Here is a 22,177-nt window from a genome sequence, read left to right as displayed (position 1 = left end):
GGCTCATTGTTCAGGATTATACTCTGTAACCGGGCGTTTAAGCCGTTACGTTTGCAGTATAAACAATAAAAGAGAAAGTTGTTTATTTCAAATATGACCGGGCTTCTATAACTCGTGTCTCTTTCTGTTGAGATAAAGTGAAATTGAAGCCGGTCTGGATGCTGAATGCCCCATATTCGCCCTGCTTATTGACAGCCACAAAACCAACCTGAACATCTTTATAATCCTGCTTTTTAACAATACGTAGAGCCGCTTCTTCGCAGGCTTGCTGGGGCGTACGTCCCTGACGCATCAACTCAACAACGAGAAAGGAGCCGCAGGTCCGCATAACCAGTTCCCCCAGACCCGTGGCGCAGGCGCCACCAATTTCGTTGTCGACAAACAGACCTGCTCCGAGAATAGGCGAATCGCCCACGCGACCGTGCATCTTGTAGGCCAAGCCGCTTGTTGTGCAGGCCCCCGACAGGTTACCCTGGCTGTCGATAGCCAGCATGCCAATGGTATCGTGCCGTTCAATATTCACTTTAGGTTTATACTGGGCAGTTTTTAGCCACTCTCGCCAGGCCGCTTCCGAACTTTTTGTCAGCAGATTTTCTTTTTTAAACCCCTGCGCCAGCGCAAAAGACAGAGCGCCCTCGCCACTAAGCATAACGTGGGGCGTCTTTTCCATGACGGCCCTGGCTACCGAAATCGGGTGCATAATATGCTCCAGAAACGTAACAGACCCGGCATTGCCCTTTTCATCCATGATACAGGCATCGAGCGTTACGCGGCCGTCGCGGTCAGGCAGGCCCCCATAGCCAACACTCGTATCGCTGGGGTCAGCTTCGGGTACACGAACACCCGCTTCAACAGCTTCCAGCGCCCGTCCGTCCCGGTCCAGTACGGCCTGCGCGGCTGCGTTGGCTTTGGGCTGCCGCCAGGTCGAAATGACCAGAGGACCTCCGGGTGGAGCCGGATCAGGAGCCGATGTAACTGCCCAGGAGGATAAGGTTGGAAACAGGCCGGCCAGCGAACTGATCGACAAAAAACGGCGTCGGTTTAGCATAAAAAAGTCCTTACGGCTCAAATTAAAGGAATAAACGGTTGGCATTTACTACTTTTAACCGATTTATTGCAAATGGCATATGACTGTTTCCGACAAGCATATTTTGCTTATGGATGGGCCCGATACCAAGGGACTTATCTACCACGTAACGGCCGTTTTGTATCACCATGACCTGAACGTCATTCACAATGATGAATACGTAAGCCCTTCCGGTCAGTTCTTTATGCGTACCGAATTTGAAGGGACGTTTGATGCCGTATCCTTACTCAATGAGCTGCGGTCAACCCTGCCAGAGGGGATTACACTTCGGCTGAACCCTAAACGCAAGAAGAACATTGTGGTGCTGGTAACCAAAGAGCATCATTGTTTAGGCGAACTTTTACTGCGCTACGCATTCGATGAACTGGACGCCGATATACTGGCCGTGGTGAGTAACTACAACATCCTGCAACCGCTGGTCAGTAAGTTCGGTATTCCGTTTCACTACATCTCGCACGAAGGCAAAACCCGTGAGGAGCACGAGGAGGCTATCCTACGGACCCTAACTATTTATGAACCGGAATACCTCGTACTGGCCAAATATATGCGGGTGCTGACGGCCAGTTTCGTCAGCCAGTTTCCCAACCGGATCGTCAATATTCACCACTCCTTTTTACCCGCATTCGTCGGGGCTAATCCCTACCGGCAGGCCTACGAGCGGGGTGTAAAAATCATTGGCGCTACGGCTCATTTTGTCAACAATGATCTGGACGAAGGACCAATTATTGCCCAGAATGTCAAAGAAGTGGATCACCGGCATACTGCCGCCGATATGGCTACGGAAGGAAAGGACGTTGAGAAAATCGTGCTGTCGCAGGCGTTGAAGTTAGTGTTCAGTGACCGGGTGTTTATTTCGGGCAATCGGGCCATCGTGTTATAGCCAATCCCGGTAGCATTGCGGAAGCTGCGTAATTTGGTTAACTAAATTGTTATCTTTCGGACTGGAATATTTAGTATCAATTAATCCTATTCCCTACTTGCTTACTGAACCGTCATGCAACGACTGCAAACTCTCGATTACGTCGTATTCCTAATCTATTTTGTGATTGTAGCCGCCTATGGCTACTGGATCTACCAGCGAAAAAAAGCAAAAGAAACCTCCTCCAACGATTTTTTCCTGGCCGAAGGCTCATTGACCTGGTGGGCTATCGGCTCCTCACTGATTGCCTCGAATATTTCGGCTGAGCAGTTCATTGGTGCCTCCGGCGACGGCTTTGCGATGGGTCTGGCTATTGCCACCTATGAGTGGATGGCCGCTGCTACGCTGATTGTGGTGGCCGTGTTTTTTATGCCGATCTACCTCAAGAACCGCATCTTCACGATGCCGCAGTTCCTAACCCAACGGTATAACAATACGGTAGCCATGATTATGGCTGTTTTCTGGCTGTTTCTTTACGTTCTTGTCAATCTCACATCCATCCTGTTTCTGGGGGCACTGGCCGTCTCAACTATCTCGGGGCTAAATTTTACGGCCTGCATGATCGGGCTGGCCGTGTTTGCCGTCATCATCACCCTGGGGGGCATGAAAGTGATCGGGTATACCGACGTTATCCAGGTATTCTTCCTGATTCTGGGTGGTCTGGCCACTACGTATCTGGCTATTAACCTTGTTTCAAGCCAAAACGGCACGGATGGTGTATTTAATGGCGTCAATCTGATGTTTACGCAGTCGTCGGATCACTTCCACATGATCTTTCCTAAAGGACATCCGTTTTATGCCTCTCTGCCGGGCCTGACGGTACTGATTGGGGGTATGTGGATTGTGAACCTGAACTACTGGGGCTGTAACCAGTACATTACGCAACGGGCCCTGGGTGCCGATCTGAAAACGGCCCGATCTGGTATTCTGTTTGCCGCCTTCCTGAAGTTACTGATGCCCATTATTGTAATTCTGCCGGGGATTGCAGCCTATACGCTTTATCAGAAAGGTTTATTTCAGCAGGAGATGCTTGACGCTTCGGGCGAGGTAAACAAAGATCACGCGTATCCTGTGCTGCTGAACCTTTTACCGGCGGGTCTGAAAGGCCTTTCGTTCGCGGCTCTGACGGCGGCCGTTGTGGCGTCGCTGGCCGGGAAAGCCAACTCTATTTCAACGATTTTTACCCTCGACATCTATCGGAAGTATATCTCTCCAAAGGCTAGCGAACAGCAATTAGTTCGTGTGGGCCGGGTAACGATCTGGGTAGCAATGGTCATGGCTATTCTGATTTCGCCGTTCATGGGCATTGACCGGAAAGGTGGATTCCAGTTTATTCAGGAGATGACCGGTCTGGTCTCGCCGGGTGTGTTTGCCGCCTTTATCATGGGCTTTTTCTGGAAACGGACAAACTCATCGGGGGCGTTGTTTGCTATTGTTGGCGGCTTTTTACTGTCCCTCTTCTTTAAATACCTCTTGCCCGGTCTGGTAGATCTTGAATTCCTGGCACCACTGGGCTTCGCCGTTCAGGGAGCCGATGGGGTTTACACCATTCCGTTTCTTGATACCATGGGCTTTGTCTTCCTGATTTGCATAGCTGTCATGTTCGTGCTGGGCATGCAGAAACCAAGCACTAAAGGGCTGGAGATTGACGCCAGCATGTTTAAAGTAGCGCCCGGCTTTGCAACAGGAGCAACGATTATTATCCTGCTGTTAGTAATTCTATATGCTGTTTTCTGGTAACTGATCAGCAGACAGGCTTTTAATAACCTGCCGAATGGCGTCAGTCCCGGCTTCGATACGTTCATATTCATCTGGAACGACCGAGGCCATCGACAGGCCTGGATTTCGGTAAATCATTGGGCTGGGCAGGCTCTGACGCCCGCTCAGATGGAGTGCGTCAACGCGGGTCTTACGTATTTGTCTGGCATTGCCCGCGTTGACGCCAGCTCCCGCCATAATTTCAATTCGTCCGGCAGCTTGCTGAACAAGCTGCTGAAGGACCGGCAGGCCCGCTTCGGCCGTTGGTTGCTGCCCCGACGTAAGGATTCGGGCCGCACCCGTACGGATAACCGCTTCAAGTGCTTCCAGTGGATCGCGGGTCATGTCAAATGCCCGGTGAAACGTAACGGGCAATGGGTAAGCCAGCTCGATTAACTGCCGCGTCTGAGCTTCATCTACCGTTCCATCGGGACGTAAAATGCCAAATACCAAACCATCAGCCCCCAGGCTTTTTGCGCTTTCGATGTCGGCCCGCATAACGGCTAGTTCAGATGGCGTGTAAACAAAGTCGCCCCCTCGTGGCCTGATCATTACGTAAAGAGGAATCGTCAGGTGTTGCCGGGCTATCCGGATCAGGCCGGCGCTGGGTGTAATACCGCCTTCGCTTAAACCTCCGCATAATTCAATACGACCAGCACCAGCTTCCTGCGCGGTTAAACAGGAATCGAGCGAATAGGCACAAACTTCAACGAGCATGGGAAACGGATTTATGAAAAATGAAGCACCATAAGCCTATTCTGGCCTACAAAAGACGATTTTTGTCGTAATCGGGGCTATTCAAGACCGTTTATTGCTAGATTTAAACAAACAACAGGTGAGTGAGTTATTGGCCTAAATCCCCGCAAAAGCACGCTACCAACATTTTTGGCGAAAGAGGCTTGCATATTAACGCTTTTTTTACTTTTGCACCCTCATTGAAACGTAGTCATTAAATCTTGAACACACTATGTACTGGACACTTGAACTCGCGTCCTACCTCGAAGACGCCCCCTGGCCTGCTACCAAAGATGAACTGATTGATTACTCTATCCGCTCCGGTGCACCGCTGGAGGTCGTTGAAAACCTGCAAGAGCTAGAGGACGACGGCCAGCCTTACGAGAGCATTGAAGAAATCTGGCCGGACTATCCGACAAAGGACGACTTCTTTTTCAACGAAGACGAGTACTGAGCCGTTCGGTTCATTACTAAACAAAAACGGGCACCCTCGGTCCGTGATGACAAGGCTGAACACTTGCTTCATCACAGCCTGAGGGTGCCCGTTTTACTGGTGTGTGCCCAAAGCTACACCGCCGATGACTTCGAGTCAGCTACGGACTGCTTAACGGAACGATCATATTTTTTTGGCGCGTAAAGAAATCCGAAAGCTTCCGCACCCTCTTTGGTATGTACTTTGTGATGAATATAGTGCGCCCGCATGATGCGCTGCATATAGCGGCCGCTGGTGTCGAGCTTTACCTTTACTCGCCGGTGAACAATAATATCATGAAACAAAAAGTAGAAGAAACCATAGAGCGTAACGCCCGCGCCAATCCAGGCCAGAAAACGCAGCTCCGGAATTTCTACACCGGTAATAATTAAACTGATAGCTGTCAGACTGAAGACGACGGCAAAGAGATCATTCATCTCAAAAAAACCTTTGTGGTGATTGTGGTGATCACGGTGCCAGCTCCACAAAAATCCGTGCATGACGTACTTATGGGTGAACCACGCTACGCCTTCCATGAACAGAAAGGTCCCGATAACCAAGGCAACGTTTACCAGCATTTTTGTGTTATTTAAACGATATAATGTAGTACGTTCTAGTTTTAGTAACGGTTTGCTACGCTGAAAAGTTGGTTCGCTCAAAGCGAGTTTTCAGCGTAAAAAAGAGATAGCCAACCAACACTTGCAAGTTTGTGGAAAAGCCGTATCTTTATCACAATTCAGTGCTCAACCAGATGACCCCATCTGTTATGGACTATCAAGCGCTCAAAAACCTGGTCAAACGGGGAGAGGGGAGCAATTTAGAGTTCAAGCTGAAAACAAATCATCCCGAAAAGATTATCCGGGGCGTGGTTGCCTTCGCTAACACAAACGGCGGCATTATGCTCATCGGCGTCGGCGACGACAAAACTATTTCGGGGTTGAAATACGCTGATGAGGACGAATACCTGCTCGTCCGGGCCATCAATAAATACTGTTTCCCACGTATTTCCTATTCGATTGAGCGCGTTCAGCTTTATGGCGAACGCGAGGTGCTCGTTATTCGGGTGCCGCCCAGCCCAACGCGTCCGCATTATATCATTCCGGACCCGGCCGAGCCCGATAACAAGAAAGCCTACGTACGCGTGGCTGACAAATCGGTGCAGGCCAGCCGCGAAGTACGCGAGATTCTGAAGGGCGAACAGGCCGCCCGCGATATTCGCTTCAGCTACGGCGAAAAGGAACGTAAGCTGATGCAGCACCTCGGTGAACACAACAGCATTACGGTCGATCTGTTCGCATCCATCGCCGGCATTTCCCGAAAAATTGCCTCTCGCACCCTTGTTCTGTTAGTTCTGGCTAACGTGCTGGAGATCCACCCCAGCGACGTCATGGACCAGTACACGTATCGGGCTGTTAGTTAAAGCGAGTCCAGAAGCTGTTCCACCTGATCGTAGGCGTATTGCAGCTGTTCATCCGTAGTGCAGTAAGGCGGCATCAGGTACAGCACGTTGCCCAGAGGCCGCATCAGAACCCCCCGTTCCAGAAGAAAATTATAGGCCCTGTCGCGGATGCTGTTGAAGTACGACGTCTGCTCGCCCGCGTTCAGATCAAACGCCAGCAACGTACCCCGCTGCCGCACATTATTAACGGTAGGTCTTCCCTGAATTCGATTGGCAAATCTGGCATGGCGCTCGCTGATACGCTGTATACTGGCCTGCGTTTCTTCGGAAAGCAAGAGGTCCATACTAGCCAGAGCAGCCGTGCAGGCCAGCGGATTAGCCGTGAACGAATGCCCATGAAAGAGAGTCTTTAGTTTGTCGTCCGATAAAAAAGCATCGTAGATAGCCTGGGTGCAGGCTGTAACGCCCAGGGCCATTGTCCCGCCGGTTAGTCCTTTCGACAGGCAAATTAAATCGGGTTGTTCGCTGAGGTAGTACGAAGCAAATAATTTGCCCGTGCGGCCGAAGCCGGTCATAACTTCATCGGCAATAATCAGTGAATCATTAGCCCGCGCCAGCCGAAACAACTCATCCAGCACCGTCGGCTCGTACATAACCATGCCGCCTGAACCCTGAACCAGCGGTTCGACAATGAAGGCTGCGACGTCGTCCGTAAATAGCTCCCTGGCTAGTTTAAGGGTAGCATCCTCCTGACCTGCTACGGGAGCCGGTAGATACGTAACGTCGAACAGAAACGGCGTAAACGGGGCTGTGAAGGCACTCCGTCCGCCCACGGCCATAGCCCCGAATGTATCGCCGTGATAAGCGCCGTCGAGCGCAACCACTTTCTTACGAGGCCGGCCGAGGTTGTGCCAGTATTGGAATGCCATCTTCAACGCTACCTCAACGGCCGTCGATCCATTGTCGGAGTAGAATATTTTTGCTTGGTTTTCGGGCAGAATAGTCAGTAGCCGTTCGGCCAACTCAACGGCAGGCTGGTGTGTAAAGCCCGCAAAAATAACGTGTTCGAGCGTTTTTAACTGTTCCGATATACGCTGGGCAATGTAGGGATGCGCATGGCCGTGAATTGTAACCCACCAGGACGAAATCATGTCGAGGTAGGCGCGATTGTCGGCGTCGTAAAGCACGGAGCCTTCGCCCCGCACAATCGGGATGGGCAACGGAGCGGTCTGCATCTGCGTAAAGGGATGCCAGATAACCGCTTTATCACGCGCCGATAGATTCTGCAAGTCGGGTGAACTGGTTGGCGTATTGACGGATAACATGTTGGTCAATGGAAGTTTCCTGCCCGATTCGGCCCAGACAGGGAAGTTGCGTATAATTCAGAATACACCGTTCCGACGTCTCGACGGTCGGGCCGTTAAAAATGAGCCCCAACAGGGGAATACTCCGGTTTTTACAGGCTTCGACTGAAAGCAGGGTATGGTTGATGCTGCCCAGGTAATTCCGGGATACCAGTACCACTGGCAGAGCCAGCTGCTGCACTAGATCAATATTCAGCTTGGTATTGTTGAGGGGTACCATCAGGCCCCCGGCCAGCTCTACAATCAGGTTGTTCCGGGTCTGGGGGAGCTTGATCTGCGCCATGTTGAGGGTAACGCCATCGGCTTCAGCAGCTGCATGGGGCGACAGAGGCTGACTAAGCCTATACGCTTCCGGGTGAAACCGGGATGTTGGGTTGCTGATTAACCGGCGCACCGTTTCGGTGTCGGAATCGTCCAGAGCGCCGGATTGAACCGGCTTCCAGTAATCGGCCTGCAGCGCTTCGACCAGCACCGACGACACAAGGGTCTTCCCAATTTCGGTACCAATTCCAGCGACAATTAGTTGCGTAGGCATTATTAACTTTATTAAACAGCTTCAGTAATCAACGCGGATTGTAACAGGCTAATGAGCCGGTCAATTTCATCCGTTGTATTAAAGGCATGCATGCAGATACGCAGACGCTCCTGCCCAACCGGAACCGTTGGGCTTAAAATAGCCCGAGCGTCCAGGCCAGCGTGCTGCGCTTCGGCTGCAACATGGCGGGCGTGATCGTTGCCCGGAACAATCAGGCATTGTATGGGCGACAGGCTATCTGTCCAGATCGTACCGGGCAATGCCTTAGCAACGCACTGGCGGAAATAGTCTACCCGCTGATGCAATTGTGCACGAGCCTCTGAAGTATTCTGCAAATGCCGATGCGCGCAATCCATGGCGATCAGGCTATGGGGTGGAAGCGCGGTTGTATAAATAAACGGTCGGGCAAAGTTGATCAGGTAGTCACGCAGCGCGGCCGATCCTGCAACGGCCGCTCCGTGAACGCCCAGGGCTTTGCCAAACGTGTGCACCCGCGCCATAACCCGCTCCTGCAAACCTAATTCGAGCACTAACCCTTCGCCGTTGGGGCCGAAAACGCCCGTTGCGTGGGCTTCGTCAACGAGCAGAGCCGCCTGATAGCGTTCAGATAGTTCAACCAACTGACGTAAGGGCGCTACGTCCCCATCCATCGAATAGACCGACTCGACGGCAATAAACACCTGACTGCTCTGGGACGAAGCAGTCCATTGCTGAAGCAGTTGCTCCAGATCGGTCAGGTCGTTATGCCGGAAGCGTTTTCGGGTAGCGTAGCTGAGCCTCGCTCCGTCAATCATGCTGGCATGAATCAGCTCGTCGGTCAGCAACAGGTCGCCTGCCTGGGGCAGACAAGCCATTAGGCCAAGATTCGCATCGTAGCCGGAGTTGAAGATCAGTGCTGTTTCGGTTTGGTAGAAGCGGGCCAGCGCCTGCTCAACCTGATTGGCCAGTTCAGTCTGACCCGCCAGCAGGCGAGAGCCTGTTGCACCGGAACGGCTGTTTGTCCGGACTGCATCAGCCTGACGTATGGCGGCTGCTAACTCCGCCGACCGGGCAAAACCCAGATAATCGTTGGAGCAGAAGTCAACCAGACCGTCACTGGTGCGAAGCTGACGTAACAGGCCGTTTTTTTGACGAACGGCTAACCGATCAGACAGTATGCGCAGGTATGAAGGAGTTGGTTCGGCCATGACCACAAAGGTAAAACGACCCGACCGAAGGATGGACGCCGAACAGCAACAGATTTGCCAGATGTGAATAAAGTAATAGTTATCAACAATCAAAATGTGGATAACTGAATTTCAGTGTGATTTTTTCAATAAAAAATGATTTAATGAGTAGAGAAATATGAAAACATTAGGGCGATTAGTTTGTTAATCCGTAATTTTTAGAATGATTTTCCCAAATTGCTGACCAGCATTCATTTTCTCAAAAGCGTGCTTAGCATCACTCAGAGGCAGCACCTCGTCAAGCACCGGAACAATTTTTTTGTCGGCTACAAACGCGATCATATCCGCAAATTCGTGTTCGGTTCCCATAGTAGTACCAAAGATATTGAGCTGTTTAAAAAAAATCTTTGGAGGCATGAGGTCGGTCAGATTACCGGTGGTTCCGCCAAAAATGGCAATGCGGCCACCCGGTGCGGCTACATCAATTAATCTCGCAAAACCCGGTCCGCCCGCGCTGTCGATGATTACATCGAAGTAGCCGTTTCGCCCGCCCCCCGTCTGGGCCATGAGCGTTTTATGCCAATCGGGTTCGCGGTAGTTAACCCCACCTCTAGCGCCGAGGGCTTTGGCTTTTGCGAGCTTATCTTCCGAGCCGGACGTTACCCAAACCTCGGCACCGGCACTAACGGCAAACTGCAGAGCAATCAACGCTGCGCCCCCGCCAATACCCGTAATCAAAACCTTTTCCGGGCCGCTGCCGGATGTTCGTAGACCGGCCCGGGTCATGAGCGCCCGCCAGGCCGTTAGCCCCGTCAGCGGTAAGGCAGCCGCCTGCTCAAAGGACAGATGAGCCGGTTTATGATGGATATATCTGGTACTGATTGCGATATACTCGGCGAAGGTTCCATTGTCGGGCATACCCAGGATCCGAAAGTCGGACCCATAAAATCTGGGGTTCGGTCCCCAGTTTAGCGAACAATTGATCACGACCGCCTGCCCGCGCCAGACAGGGTCAACCCCCACGCCGATTTCGGTCACGACGCCTGCGCCGTCCGAACCCAGAATGACGGGCAGCTTTATGCCCGGATACAAACCCTGCTGGATGAATACGTCCCGGTGGTTCAGCGCTGCGGCCCGGAGCTGGACTAAAACCTCGCCCGGCCCGGCGGCCGGGGTAGGTGCGTCAATGAGTTCAAGGGGTTGGTGAACTGCGGGCAGTTGGATGGCTTTCATACGGTATATTTGTGGCTAAAAAACAGGCAAATGATTCGGTTTTTTAACGAGGATGTTGATTATAAGCTTCCCCAGAAACAGGCAACGCGCCAATGGCTTAAACAGCAGGCCGAACGGGAAGGTTACGCCGTAGGCGATTTAAACTATATTTTTTGCTCCGACGAATACGTGCTGCAGGTCAACCGCGACTATCTTCATCACGATTATTATACTGACATCATTACGTTCGATCAGCGTGAAGATGAAGCTAAAATCGAGGGCGATATTTTCATTAGTGTCGACCGGGTAGCCGATAATGCCAGCCAGTTGGGGGTTCCGGCCGAACAGGAAATGCGCCGGGTGCTGGCCCATGGTCTGCTGCACCTCTGCGGCTACGGCGACAAAACCGGTGAGGAAGAAAAGCAGATGCGGGCCAAGGAGGAGGAATGGCTGGCGGCTCGGTAGTCTATCGCCCACAACCTTGATGCGCCCGGAATGAAAGCCCTCTGGAAAGACCTGCTTACCCACCTTCGTGCCGATTTTCGACCGGATTTGTATCTGGCTGTGGCGCTATGGGTTGCGTTCCTTCTCAGCGTTAACTACTACCTCGATTTCGAAGATTCGTATATCGATTCGTTTCAGGGTAAACCCCTCTGGCCGGTTCTGTATTTTGGCCTGTATGCCACGGCCTATTACGTCAGCGTCTGGCTCTGGACGCGGTTTAATGATCGACCCGATGTTTGGCGCTCTCGTCAGTTCTGGCTACGGAGTGGGTATGCGCTCGTTTTCTACTCGATTTACGCCGGATTTTACGCGCATGCCACCTGGAGCCGTGAACTCTTCGATGGGCAGATTTTTGTTTTTCTGTACTACTGTCTGCATAATCTGCAGTCAGTTCTAACCATTGTGCTGCCATTATACGTATTCTACCGGTTGGTAGACCAGCGACGACACGCCAGCAGTTTTTACGGTATGGCACCCAAACAAAAAGGGTTGGCCTTGTATGCGCTGTTGCTGGCTTTAATGATTCCACTGATTACGCTGGCGTCGTTCCAGCCCGACTTCCTGGCGTCGTACCCGACGTACCGCGATACGAATGCCAACGAGTTCTTAGGTGTACCCGAATGGATAACAGTCCTGATTTATGAACTCTGCTACGGCTGGGACTTTGTCCCGACGGAGCTTCTTTTCCGGGGCTTTCTGGTCATTGGCATGAGTCAGGTACTGGGTCGTGGTGCCGTCTTGCCGATGGTGGTCTGGTATTCAGCCATTCACTTTGGCCGACCCGTGGGCGAAGCGGTTTCGTCCATCTTCGGCGGCTACTTACTGGGCGTGCTGGCCCTAAGTACCCGTAGCATCTGGGGTGGCCTGCTCATTCATATTGGCATTGCCTGGGGCATGGAACTAGCCGCTTTTTTGCAGGGCTGGCGTCCCTGAGCCTAACCCAGCGACACCAGTTCCTTTAGTTCATCGTCGCTCAGATCGCCCAGCCAGGTTTCGCCGGTTTTAACGCTGAGGTCAGCCAGTTCTTTCTTGCTGCGGATCATAGCGTCAATCTTTTCCTCCAGCGTGCCCTGGTTCATCAGGCGGTACACCAGCACGTTTTTGGTCTGACCAATCCGAAAAGCCCGGTCCGTTGCCTGCGCTTCCACGGCCGGGTTCCACCACAGATCATAGTGAATGACGTGGTTCGCCTGGGTCAGGTTGAGGCCCGTTCCACCTGCTTTCAGCGACAGAATGAACGTATGGTCGGAGCGGTTTTTCTGGAATTGCTCAACCATCTGGTCGCGGTCGGAGCGTGACGTGCCACCGTGCAGAAAGAGCGGCTCCTGGCCAAATGCCTGCTGAATGAACTGCTGTAGTAATTCACCCATCTCGCGGTACTGCGTAAAAATCAACACCTTTTCGTGGTTGGCGTAGATGGTTTCGAGCAGATTCAGCAGCAGCGTTGCTTTGCCCGACAGCGCCGGGTTAGCCGGTCCGCCGGTGCGGTTGCCTTCTTTCAGGTACTGGTAGGGATGATTGCCAATCTGTTTCAGGGCCGTCATCAGTTTGAGCACTAGCCCGCGCCGGGCAATGCCTTCCTTATCTTCAATGGCTCGGATACTTTCCTGGACCACACTTTCGTAGAGAGCGGTTTGCTCCGGTGTCAGCGAACAGAACTGGTTATTCTCAATCTTGTCGGGTAGGTCGCTGATAATGGTTTTATCGGTCTTGACGCGCCGGAGCAGGAAAGGACTCGTTACGCGCCGAAACTGTTCGAGTTTCTGATGGTCGCGCTCCTGCTGAATTGGCTTGCCAAACTCTTCGTTAAACTTGCTTAGTCCGCCCAGATACCCTCTGTTAACAAAGTCCATGATGCTCCAGAATTCCGATAGCCGGTTTTCGACGGGCGTCCCGCTGAGGGCAATCCGGATGGGGGCTTTTAAGGCTTTAACGGCCTTTGTCTGCTCCGTATCGGCGTTTTTTATGTTCTGCGCTTCGTCGATAATGACTACCGCCCAGGTGATCTTCTTTACCGTTTCCAGATCGGAGCGAACCACGCCATAGGTTGTCAGCAGCAGGTCGTAGGTAGTGCTGGCAGGCATCTTACGGCCCGAGCCATGATAGACATGAGGGTGCAGGTCGGGCGCAAAGCGGGCAATCTCTTTCTGCCAGTTGGTGAGCAGGGTCGTTGGGAGTACAACCAAACCTTTCTGCTTCTGGAAACGCCCTTCCTGCTTGAATTTGAGCAGCAGCGCAATGACTTGCAGGGTTTTACCCAGGCCCATATCATCGGCCAGCAGGCTGCCCATACCCAGGGCGGTGTTCTTCACGAGCCAGTCGTAGCCCCGATGCTGGTAAGGACGTAACTGAGCGTTGAGAGCGTCGGGCAATGGCTGGGCTTCACTCTCGGTGAATTGTTTGACCAGCTCACGCACATCTGCCGACAACCCCAGCCGACCGCCTTTGTATTCTTCCGACAGAGCCGCCCGGAGCAGGTCGGTCCCGGTGAGTTCTGGTGGGTTTTCGAGCTGCTTATACAGCTTGTTCAGGTCGTTCGGATCAACCAGCACGTACTGATCTTTGATTTTAACGAGCCCGGTTGAATTACTAACCAGCTTCTGGAATTCCTTAACGCTGACCATTTCATCGCCGAGGGCCACCTGCCAGTCGAACGTGAGCATATCATCCAGCCGCATAAACGAGTTGCTCGGTGAGACGTTGGCCTTGGCACGGAGCCGCCCACCCACGGCCGGCCGCACCCAGTGCCGCAGGGATTTAGGCAGCAGCAACGAAATGCCCAGCAACTGCATACGCGGCAGCGTATCGAGCAGCACCTTAACGAAATCCGCCGATTTATAGAACAGGTGCTCAGGGCCATCCGTTTTGGTCAGCTGCGCCAGGTCGGGAAAGTGCCGCGACAGAACCAGCAGGTCCTGCAGTACCGCCATGCGGATACCGGCGTGTTTACGTTCGCTCAGGATTTCGCGTAGCGCAATCGGCGGTGCGACTGCTGTTGTCGAAACCGGTTTCTTACTGTTGGCCGCAGCCGGCTTCGTTGTTTCGGCAGGTGGCTTAATCTGAGTGGCTTCGTTATCTCCAATAAGCAGGCTGACGCGAAATTCTTCGCCCAGTTCGCTGTCTTCCACAGCCAGAATGGGCACGAAGCGTTTGTGAGTCAGGAAAAAGTCATTCAGCCAGAGCTGCATAGCCAGCGGCATCTCGCGCTTTCCAAAACCCTCAAACCGGATTGTCTCAACCCCAAAAAACAGTCGGTCGGCATCCTCGAGGGGCCAGCGCTCCCAGAGTTCGATGGTTGTCTGGTTAATGAGCGGCCGCATCAGCAGCGAGCAAAGCGTCAGTACCTGTTCCAGACCAGGCAGGGCCAGCCATTCCTTTTGCCAGCGCATGGTTAGCAGCAGGGGAGGAAGTTGCGCGGCCATTAGTTCGGTCTGGTGCCGAACGGCTTCGTTGAGTGTGGCGGGCAGCCAGCGCACGCGATACTGTTCTTCAGTTGGTCCCACGCGTAGTAACTGGGGGACTACCGCGCCCCGACGCAGCAGCGCAAGCGAGAACTGGTTGGTCAAGTATAACGACCGTACCGAATCGCTCATTTCGGCAAAATCGGCTTCGGGCAGCGTTTGCAGCCAGTCGGTGAGGTCCCCCAGGTCAAAATCAGCGAACGACCGCTGCTCGCCGTGTTCAGTAAAGACGCCAATTTTTTTGACCTCCATGAACTCATCCAACTGCAATTCAATGCTGTCGCTGGGATCAGGTTGCTCGGTAGCTTTTTGCTTCGCCCGGACGTTACGCTTCTGAATAGGCGATTTGGGCGTTGTAGACGGCTCGCCCAGGGGTTTACTGAACAGTTTGTACGCTTTACTCAGCGATTTCAGAAAATCACTCTTCGTAAACGTTACCTCCGGCTGAAGCAAATCCAGCAGTTGATCGGCGAGGGACGGAATGGTAGCAAAGTCGAGTTGAGCGCGGGCGGTTTCATCGGGTGTCCAGTCTTCATCGTCGGGCAAATCGTCGGTGCCCAGATCCCGTAGCGACAGCACCGTTTCCACGCTGCCGCTGATAACATCGGCCTGCTGGTTCTTAAGCTCATCGAGGATATCCAGGCCCTTGAGTTGAAAAACCAAGAATGGATTGCGATCAATTTCATTGGCGATTACATAAACGACGGCCGCCAGGTGTTTGCAGGGAATAGCGAAATCAGGACAGGAGCAACCCATTCCCAGATCGTCAAACGAGCGTGGAAACAGCCGGATGCCTCGTTGATCCGCGAAATTGATCAATTCCTGAGGAAGCTGTCGGTTTAAGAGTTGGGCCAGCGTGGCCGGATTCTCCAGGATTTCGGTTACCAGCCAGTCGCGTTCCTGTTTTGAAAACAGCGGTACGGTCAGTTTTACTTTATACGGGCGGGGCCTCGACCCCTTCACCGACGCGCTAATCTGGTTACTGTCAATCTTTAGCCCCTGTACCGCTCCTTTATTAGCATAGGTCTTGCCGCGCGGCAGGCGATTCGCTTCATCAATTTGTGTCAGGGCGTTGAGCCATTGTTGTCCCCACCAGGTTTTGCCGTAGGTGATTCGTTCCGCCATCGTCAAATAGGAGTCATTGATTGTTGTTGGTACCGTTATTCATCCGTTAACAACGAACGACTGCCTCCGAGTTGTACCAACAAGCAATAACAACTGATTTAACCGTAAAAATACAGGTTAAACAAGCCACTTCTCCTCAAATTCCGCTTTTGCGGCTTCACACAAACCGCAAACGTAATCGTCGGCTAGTTCGGTGAATGCGGTTCCGGCTGCAATGCCCCGGTTCGGTTCCCCAAAGCGGGCATCGTAGCGGCTTTGACAGTGGGGGCATTCGTGCACAAGCCGTTTGGGCGTAATGACGGATGGTTCTACCTCAAAAGATGGCTCCGATAAAGAAACTGACAGGCGTTCGTAATACGCCAGCGACAACTGACGGATTGATTCGCCAACCTGAGCCAGGGGCTGACTTTTGGCAAAAAGTACGTATTGCGCATTAGTCGTGGAATGACCTGTGCGCTGATAGATGTCAAATGACTCCGGACCGCCATTCTGCTGAATAACGACGGAGGCAGCCGCTTCGGAAAACGGGACCTTTACGGCGAAACTTAATTCATCGGTTCGAACGTCAGCGTCTTCCAGTTGGTGCAGAATATGGTTTTTGAGTGCAACGGCGTGGCTGTCGGCGTTGGGCAGGTGCCAGTTCAGATACCAGGCAGGCAGGTTTGTCCGGACGCCAAAACGACCCAGCAGCCGGTCCCAGGCCGGGCGGTCTGCTTCGCGTATATCTTTGATGAGTATTGTTTTGTAGGGCGTCAGATACAGTTTACCAATTCGGGTTTCGCGGCACAGGTCGCACAAGGCTTCGATGAACGGTAAGCCGAAGTCATACGGTTTACGAAACAGGCCGAGCCAGTAATTGCCGGAACTGGTTTGGTGAAACCCTTCATAGGCTGGTGTGGAGGCCGGTGGCAACGTTAACTCCTTCTCTACTTTCCGGGTCCGGCCCTTAAAATCAGCCATGACCGCCCGGTAGAAGGTATCAAACGTGGCCCGATCGCCTGTGTCGGCCGCATTCTGGAAATAATGGTGCTCAACGACCTGCGCAAAAACGCCGATGGATTCGCTTTCGATCAGAATGGGCCAGGCATATCGGCGAACGCTCCCCGAAGGGCGAAGGAATACGTACCAGTAGTTTGGCTCCGGAGCCGCTACGAAATTGATATTACCCGTAAAAGGCGCTACCAGCGGCTGAGCCGGGTCGATGAGGTTGATTTTTAAGCGGGGCTGTGCCGTGCTGAACTGCGCCAGAATGTCCAGATAAACACCCGCCGTTAGCCAGGGCGTATCGGCAAAAACGTCCGTTGCGGGTAAGGATGAGACAATAGTCTGGACCTGCGTGTTGGCTTCGGCCGTTTGTAGACCCAGTGCTGTAAGGCGCCGGACAAGATCTTCACGCACGGTCTTGCTCGGCGGATTCAATAAAATCTCCTGCCGATTACTAATTTCCAGTGTCGTCAGGCCATAATCCTGCGCCCAGCCGGCCAGTTGCCGGAGGTCATTCGGGGCGATGCTGCCGCCCTGGGTGAGAATACGGAGAGAATTCATCATTACGCTACGCTTGCCACTTTCTTACCGATCCGTTCCAGAATTGCTTTTACTTCCGGTTTGCACGAGCCGCAGCCCGTTCCGGCTCCCGTCGTCTGGCAAAGCTTGCCAAATTCGGTTGCTCCGGCTTTGACGGCCTCTGTCAGGTTACCCTCGCCAACGCTGTTGCACGAGCAGACCAGCTTGCCCAATACCGGCTTGGGCGCCTGCCCCGACCGGAGCAGCGACAGGCGTTTGTCGGAAAGCTCGGTGCGATTATGAATAAGGTCTTTGTATTCCAGAAACTCGGTTTTGTCGCCAATTAGAATAGCGCCAACCAGCCTGTCCTGATGAATAATGCACTTCTTGTAATATCGTTTCGCCCGGTCAATGAATACCACCTCTTCGTAGTTTTCTACGCCGGTTGGCGCTTCGGGAATGCCCAGCGAACAAAGCTGAAGCCCGTCCATTTTCAGGATATTCATGGAAAGGGAGCCGGTATAGTAATTTACCAGATCGCCGTTGAGGTGACGGGCAATTACGTCGGCCTGCTCTTCGGCCGCAGCCGTAATGCCCCAGAGCTGGCCGTTCAGTTCGGCCACTTCACCCGCCGAATAAATGGACGGGTCAGCCGTTTGCAGGTACTCGTTTACGACAACCCCCCGGTTGACCGGCAGACCGCAGGCGCGGGCCAGTTCGGTGTTCGGTTGCGTACCAATTGCAAACACCACGGCCCTCGCGGGAATGGTTTGCCCGTTCGCCAGATGAACGCCTTCCACCGCCTTTTCGCCGACGTAATACCGGATGCTTTCGTTGTAGAGAATCTCCACGCCCCGGTCGGTCAGCTCCTGATGGAGGAGTTCACTGGCAACCGCGTCCAGTTGGCGGGTCATGAGCCGGTTTTCGCGCTGAATGACGGTGACGCCCACCCCAATCTCGCGGAGCGAAGCGGCCAATTCCAGTCCCAGCAGGCCACCCCCAACAATAACGCAGGGATCGCCCGGCCCCAAACGTTCCAGCAGAGCATCGGCATCGTGCCGGGTGCGCATCGTCAGAACGCCTTTGAGGTCTGTTACGTACTCACGCGGCATAAACGCCCGGCTACCTGGCGTTAGTAGTAAAATATCGTAGCTATGGGTTTCGCCCCGGCTGTCGGTGATGGTTTTGGCGGTTCGGTCAATGGTTTCAACCGTTACGCCAATGTGGAGATGAACGCCCAGTTCAACGGCCGCTTCCGGTGTTAGTTTGATCAAATTATCCCAGGCTTTCACCCCGCTGACGTAATCCGGGAGCATGACGCGATTGTAAAACGGGTTGATCTCCTTACTAAATACGTGCAGTTCGTCGGACGTATTTAGTTCACGATACGTATTGACAAACCGGGTGGCAGCCGCCCCGGCTCCAACAATAATGATCTTTTGCTGAGGCTTTACGTACCGCGCTACCTGCACGGCAGAGAACTTGAAATCCGGTTCTTTCGAGATGGGGTCGATTAGCGGCTGCGTCAGGTTGTTAGCCCGGGCAAAGCCGTCGTTGAGAAGTTTCCCCCAGTGCATGGGCAGAAACACAACGCCCCGCCGAATGTCTTTCGTAAGTTTGGCGTTGACCCGTACCTCACCCCGGGCGCTGGTAATAACCACGGGATCGCCTTCCCTCAGACTGCGCTCTTCGGCATCTTTGGGGTGAATTTCGAGGAAGGGTTTTGGAATATGCGTATTGAGTTTGGCGACCTTACCTGTGCGGGTCATGGTATGCCATTGGTCGCGGATGCGGCCCGTGGTAAGAATAAGCGGAAAATCGGATGAGGTCGCTTCGGACTGGTTTTCGTCAGATACCGTCTTAATCTGTGCCTTGCGGCTTGGCGTGTAGAACTGCCGGTCTTCAAACAGCCGCGCCGTGCCGGTCGATTCCCGCGTGGGTACGGGCCATTGGATAGTTCCGGTCGTCTTTAACCGTTCATGGCTCAGGCCGCTGATGTCGATTCGGGTTCCCCTGGTTAAGCGAACGTGTTCGTCGTATACCTCGGCCACGCTGGCATAGTTGAATGCTGCGCCAAAACCCATTTTCCGGGCAAATGTCCAGATAATCTCAGCGTCGGGCCGGGCTTCGCCGGGGGCATCGGTGAACTTGTTCAGATATGAGATTCGGCGCTCGGAGTTGGTCATGGTGCCGGCTTTTTCCCCCCAGCCTGCTGCGGGTAACACCAGATCGGCGTAAGCGAGGGTGTCAGAGCGGTTTGAAATGTCCTGCACAACTACAAAACGGGCGTTTTGCAGGGCCTCTTCAACCAGCTTTGAATCCGGCAGGCTGACCATTGGGTTAGTCGTAACAATCCAGACCGCCTTCATTCGGCCGTCACGTAAAGCTTCAAACATCTCGGTGGCCGTATAACCGGGTTTGGCCGGAACGCTGGGAACGCCCCAGAAGTCGGCCACTTCCTGCCGATGCTGCGGATTAGCCATGTCGCGGTGAGCAGGCAGCAGGTTCGACATACCCCCTGTTTCGCGGCCGCCCATGGCATTCGGCTGACCCGTCAGCGAGAGCGGTCCTGCGCCGGGCTTACCAATTTGCCCCGTAATGAGCGAAAGATTCAGCAGCGATACGTTCTTGTTTACGCCGACTACACTCTGGTTCAGACCCATGGCCCACATGGTCATGAACCCTTTCGCCCGACCAATGTATTCAATGGCCCATTTCAGGTCTTCAACCGAGATACCGCAGATCGAAGCGGCTTCTTTCAGCGTCCGCTCGTGAACCTTCTCGTTGAAGGCCGCAAAGCCTTCCGTGTGGTTATCAATAAAATCCTGGTCAATCAGGCCCCGGTCAATCAGCCCTCGCGCAATGGCGTGGTACAACGTAATGTCAGTGCCCGGTCTGATTTGCAGATGCAGATCGGCCATGCTGGCCGTCTGCGTTCGACGGGGGTCGATAACGATCAGCTTGAAATCCGGAAACGCAGCTTTGCGGGCTTCTACGCGCCGGAAAATGATTGGATGGCACCAGGCCGGATTAGCACCGGCTACTAGCAGCGTATCGGCCTGATCAATGTCTTCGTATGAACAAGGCACCGAATCTTCGCCCAGAGCCATTTTGTAGCCCACCACGGCCGATGACATGCACAGCCGGGAGTTGGTATCCAGGTTGTTCGTCCCTAAAAACCCCTTGGTTAATTTGTTAATCAAGTAATACTCTTCGGTCAGGCACTGGCCCGACGCATAAAAACCCACCGAATCCGGCCCGTATCTGGCAATCAACGACCGGAATACCGCAGCGGCCCGATCCAGTGCATCGTCCCACGATACGCGTTCCAGCGGCATCGACCGGTTGTAACGCATCTGCGGATACAACAGCCGGTCCGACTGGTCCATGACCGTGTAGTGCAGGTTCATGCCTTTGGAGCATAACATGCCTTTGCTGCCCGGATGGTTCGGGTCGCCCTGTACCGTCAGATGACCCGTCCGGTCCTTATTAACCAGCACTCCGCAGCCAACGCCACAATAGGAACAGGTGGATTTTAGTTGAGTCATGGATTGGTCATTTAGCTGTTTTAGCGCCAGCAATCGTAGGATTTCTAACCGACTGCTGGCGCCAGGTACAAGGAATGACAGATAGGCTAGGCAACTTCGGGTACGGCAATCGGCTCGATGGCTACTTTCTTGTCGAATCGCGTGCCGACGACAACAATAGCCACCACGGCAACGGCCATGCCGATATACAGGAAAGCCTGCTCATAGCTGATGCTTTCTGACTTGAATAGGAACCCCGCCAGTACGCCACCGACGTTACCACCCGCGCCGACGATACCGCTCACAACGCCGACCGCGCGCTTGTTGACAAATGGAACGATTGCGTAAGTAGCGCCATTGGCCATTTTCAGGAACATGGCAAACCCCAGCATGGCTACCACCGCAATGGCCAGACTCCCCGTTTGGGAGAAGAGCATAATGCCCAATCCTTCGAGCAGCAATACGCCCGCCAGGAGCAGGCCCTTACCCCGCATGCCGTATTTCGCGCCAACTTTATCCGCAACAATGCCGCCAACTGCCCGGGCAAACAAATTCATGAAGCCAAAGACGCCCGCCAGCAGACCCGCCGTCGCCAGATCCAGCTTGAACGTATCGGTGAAATAAAGCGCGGCCACCCCGTCGAACGTAATTTCAATACCAAAACAGGCACCATAAGCCAGGAATAGTGCCCATACACGCCAGTCGGCCGCTGCCTGTGCAAAACTTACCGGGTTGGAGTCGGCTGATTTCGTGCGCTCAATTTCCGAGTAATTACCTTCCGGCGTGTCTTTCGTATAGCGATAATAAACGAACGCCATGATGAGCAGCATTACGCCCGGCACCACCATCGCCAGCCGCCAAGCCTCGGGGTTGGTATAGCCCAGACCAACAAAACCGGCCAGAATTAAGGGCATTACCATGTTCGTTACGCCACCGCCCAGGTTACCCCAGCCACCGGCTACGGCATTCGCCGTTCCTTTAATATTGTCGGCAAACATGGCCGAGGTATGAAATTGGGTAATAACGAACGATGCGCCAATCACGCCAATCGCCAGCCGAAACCACAGAAAAGATTCATAGCTGTGCGACAGGCCGATACCCATAACCGGAATAGCACCAATCAGGAGCAGACCCGTATAGGTCAGGCGGGGGCCGATGGTGTCGCACAGACGGCCGATTAATAGACGGGCAAAGACGGTCATTGATACGGCCGCGATGATGGCGTTCCCGATCTGTGGCTTGGTCAGATGCAGATCTTCCCGGATGATAGGCATCAGCGGGGCAATGCCGAACCAGCCAAAAAAGCAGACGAAAAAGGTGAGCCACGTAATGTGGAACGTCCGCATCTGGATACCAGAGAAGGAAAATATATTCAGCTTGGAGAGTTTTCGCGTTGTCATGGTTGTAGTC

17 protein-coding genes are annotated in these 22,177 nt (G+C 53.5%); 6 read left to right on the top strand and 11 right to left on the bottom strand.

Going from position 1 to position 22,177, the window contains the following annotated elements; translation table 11 throughout:
- Positions 1–82: 82 nt before the first annotated feature.
- Positions 83–1,048 carry an isoaspartyl peptidase/L-asparaginase family protein gene (locus HNV11_RS21830; protein ID WP_171741685.1) on the bottom strand — a complete coding sequence of 322 codons (966 nt, stop codon included), beginning with the start codon at positions 1,046–1,048 and terminating at the stop codon, positions 83–85.
- Between the two features lie 79 nt (positions 1,049–1,127).
- Between HNV11_RS21830 and purU the strand changes: the two genes are divergently transcribed.
- Together purU and HNV11_RS21820 are read left to right on the top strand one after the other, a co-directional pair.
- Positions 1,128–1,967, top strand: a complete 840-nt coding sequence (gene purU, locus HNV11_RS21825) for a formyltetrahydrofolate deformylase (protein ID WP_171741684.1) — start codon at positions 1,128–1,130, stop codon at positions 1,965–1,967.
- Positions 1,968–2,081: 114 nt separating this feature from the next.
- Entirely contained in the window at positions 2,082–3,746 is a 1,665-nt protein-coding gene (locus tag HNV11_RS21820; protein ID WP_171741683.1) for a sodium:solute symporter family transporter, read from the top strand.
- Here HNV11_RS21820 and HNV11_RS21815 read toward each other — a convergent pair.
- Positions 3,726–4,481 (bottom strand): copper homeostasis protein CutC, encoded by a 756-nt coding sequence (locus HNV11_RS21815; RefSeq protein ID WP_171741682.1) that lies wholly within the window; start codon positions 4,479–4,481, stop codon positions 3,726–3,728. The genes HNV11_RS21820 and HNV11_RS21815 overlap by 21 nt on opposite strands.
- Before the next feature lie 250 nt (positions 4,482–4,731).
- On the opposite strand from HNV11_RS21815, the gene HNV11_RS21810 reads away from it, so the two are divergent.
- Complete coding sequence (locus HNV11_RS21810; protein ID WP_009284883.1) at positions 4,732–4,953, top strand: DUF2795 domain-containing protein; 222 nt, start codon at positions 4,732–4,734, stop codon at positions 4,951–4,953.
- 113 nt (positions 4,954–5,066) lie between these two features.
- Here the strand turns inward: HNV11_RS21810 and HNV11_RS21805 are convergent, their stop codons facing one another.
- Complete coding sequence (locus HNV11_RS21805) at positions 5,067–5,549, bottom strand: sterol desaturase family protein (RefSeq protein WP_171741681.1); 483 nt, start codon at positions 5,547–5,549, stop codon at positions 5,067–5,069.
- 173 nt (positions 5,550–5,722) lie between these two features.
- Here HNV11_RS21805 and HNV11_RS21800 point away from each other — a divergent pair, with 173 nt between their 5' ends.
- The gene (locus HNV11_RS21800; RefSeq protein ID WP_171741680.1) at positions 5,723–6,391 is read left to right on the top strand and encodes an AlbA family DNA-binding domain-containing protein; all 669 of its coding nucleotides are present in this window, start codon (positions 5,723–5,725) and stop codon (positions 6,389–6,391) included.
- Here HNV11_RS21800 and bioA read toward each other — a convergent pair.
- The 4 genes from bioA to HNV11_RS21780 all read right to left on the bottom strand — a co-directional run bounded on the left by bioA (position 6,388) and on the right by HNV11_RS21780 (position 10,668).
- Positions 6,388–7,695 carry an adenosylmethionine--8-amino-7-oxononanoate transaminase gene (gene bioA, locus HNV11_RS21795; RefSeq protein ID WP_171741679.1) on the bottom strand — a complete coding sequence of 436 codons (1,308 nt, stop codon included), beginning with the start codon at positions 7,693–7,695 and terminating at the stop codon, positions 6,388–6,390. The two genes, HNV11_RS21800 and bioA, sit on opposite strands and share 4 nt — an antisense overlap.
- Positions 7,637–8,269, bottom strand: a complete 633-nt coding sequence (gene bioD / locus HNV11_RS21790) for a dethiobiotin synthase (protein WP_171741678.1) — start codon at positions 8,267–8,269, stop codon at positions 7,637–7,639. The genes bioA and bioD overlap by 59 nt, the downstream gene beginning before the upstream one ends.
- Before the next feature lie 11 nt (positions 8,270–8,280).
- Complete coding sequence (locus HNV11_RS21785; protein WP_171741677.1) at positions 8,281–9,456, bottom strand: aminotransferase class I/II-fold pyridoxal phosphate-dependent enzyme; 1,176 nt, start codon at positions 9,454–9,456, stop codon at positions 8,281–8,283.
- 183 nt (positions 9,457–9,639) lie between these two features.
- On the bottom strand, positions 9,640–10,668 hold the full coding sequence (locus HNV11_RS21780; protein WP_171741676.1) for a quinone oxidoreductase family protein: 1,029 nt from the start codon (positions 10,666–10,668) through the stop codon (positions 9,640–9,642).
- A gap of 30 nt (positions 10,669–10,698) precedes the next feature.
- On the opposite strand from HNV11_RS21780, the gene ybeY reads away from it, so the two are divergent.
- Together ybeY and HNV11_RS21770 are read left to right on the top strand one after the other, a co-directional pair.
- Entirely contained in the window at positions 10,699–11,112 is a 414-nt protein-coding gene (ybeY, locus tag HNV11_RS21775) for an rRNA maturation RNase YbeY (protein ID WP_171741675.1), read from the top strand.
- A 30-nt stretch (positions 11,113–11,142) separates the two neighbouring features.
- Positions 11,143–12,084 (top strand): CPBP family intramembrane glutamic endopeptidase, encoded by a 942-nt coding sequence (locus tag HNV11_RS21770; RefSeq protein ID WP_171741674.1) that lies wholly within the window; start codon positions 11,143–11,145, stop codon positions 12,082–12,084.
- Positions 12,085–12,086: 2 nt separating this feature from the next.
- Here HNV11_RS21770 and HNV11_RS21765 read toward each other — a convergent pair whose 3' ends face one another.
- From HNV11_RS21765 to HNV11_RS21750, 4 genes are all read right to left on the bottom strand, one after another.
- Positions 12,087–15,737 carry a DEAD/DEAH box helicase gene (locus tag HNV11_RS21765; protein WP_171741673.1) on the bottom strand — a complete coding sequence of 1,217 codons (3,651 nt, stop codon included), beginning with the start codon at positions 15,735–15,737 and terminating at the stop codon, positions 12,087–12,089.
- A gap of 117 nt (positions 15,738–15,854) precedes the next feature.
- Entirely contained in the window at positions 15,855–17,285 is a 1,431-nt protein-coding gene (locus HNV11_RS21760) for a rubredoxin (RefSeq protein ID WP_171741672.1), read from the bottom strand.
- Positions 17,285–20,788: a nitrate reductase gene (locus HNV11_RS21755; RefSeq protein ID WP_171741671.1), complete on the bottom strand. Its 3,504-nt coding sequence runs from the start codon at positions 20,786–20,788 to the stop codon at positions 17,285–17,287. Before HNV11_RS21755 ends, HNV11_RS21760 begins: the two co-directional genes overlap by 1 nt.
- Before the next feature lie 86 nt (positions 20,789–20,874).
- Positions 20,875–22,167 (bottom strand): MFS transporter, encoded by a 1,293-nt coding sequence (locus HNV11_RS21750; protein ID WP_171741670.1) that lies wholly within the window; start codon positions 22,165–22,167, stop codon positions 20,875–20,877.
- Positions 22,168–22,177: the final 10 nt, after the last annotated feature.

The sequence above is a fragment of the Spirosoma taeanense genome (assembly GCF_013127955.1).
Classification (GTDB): domain Bacteria; phylum Bacteroidota; class Bacteroidia; order Cytophagales; family Spirosomataceae; genus Spirosoma; species Spirosoma taeanense.
This window is presented reverse-complemented; position numbering and strand designations above follow the sequence as displayed.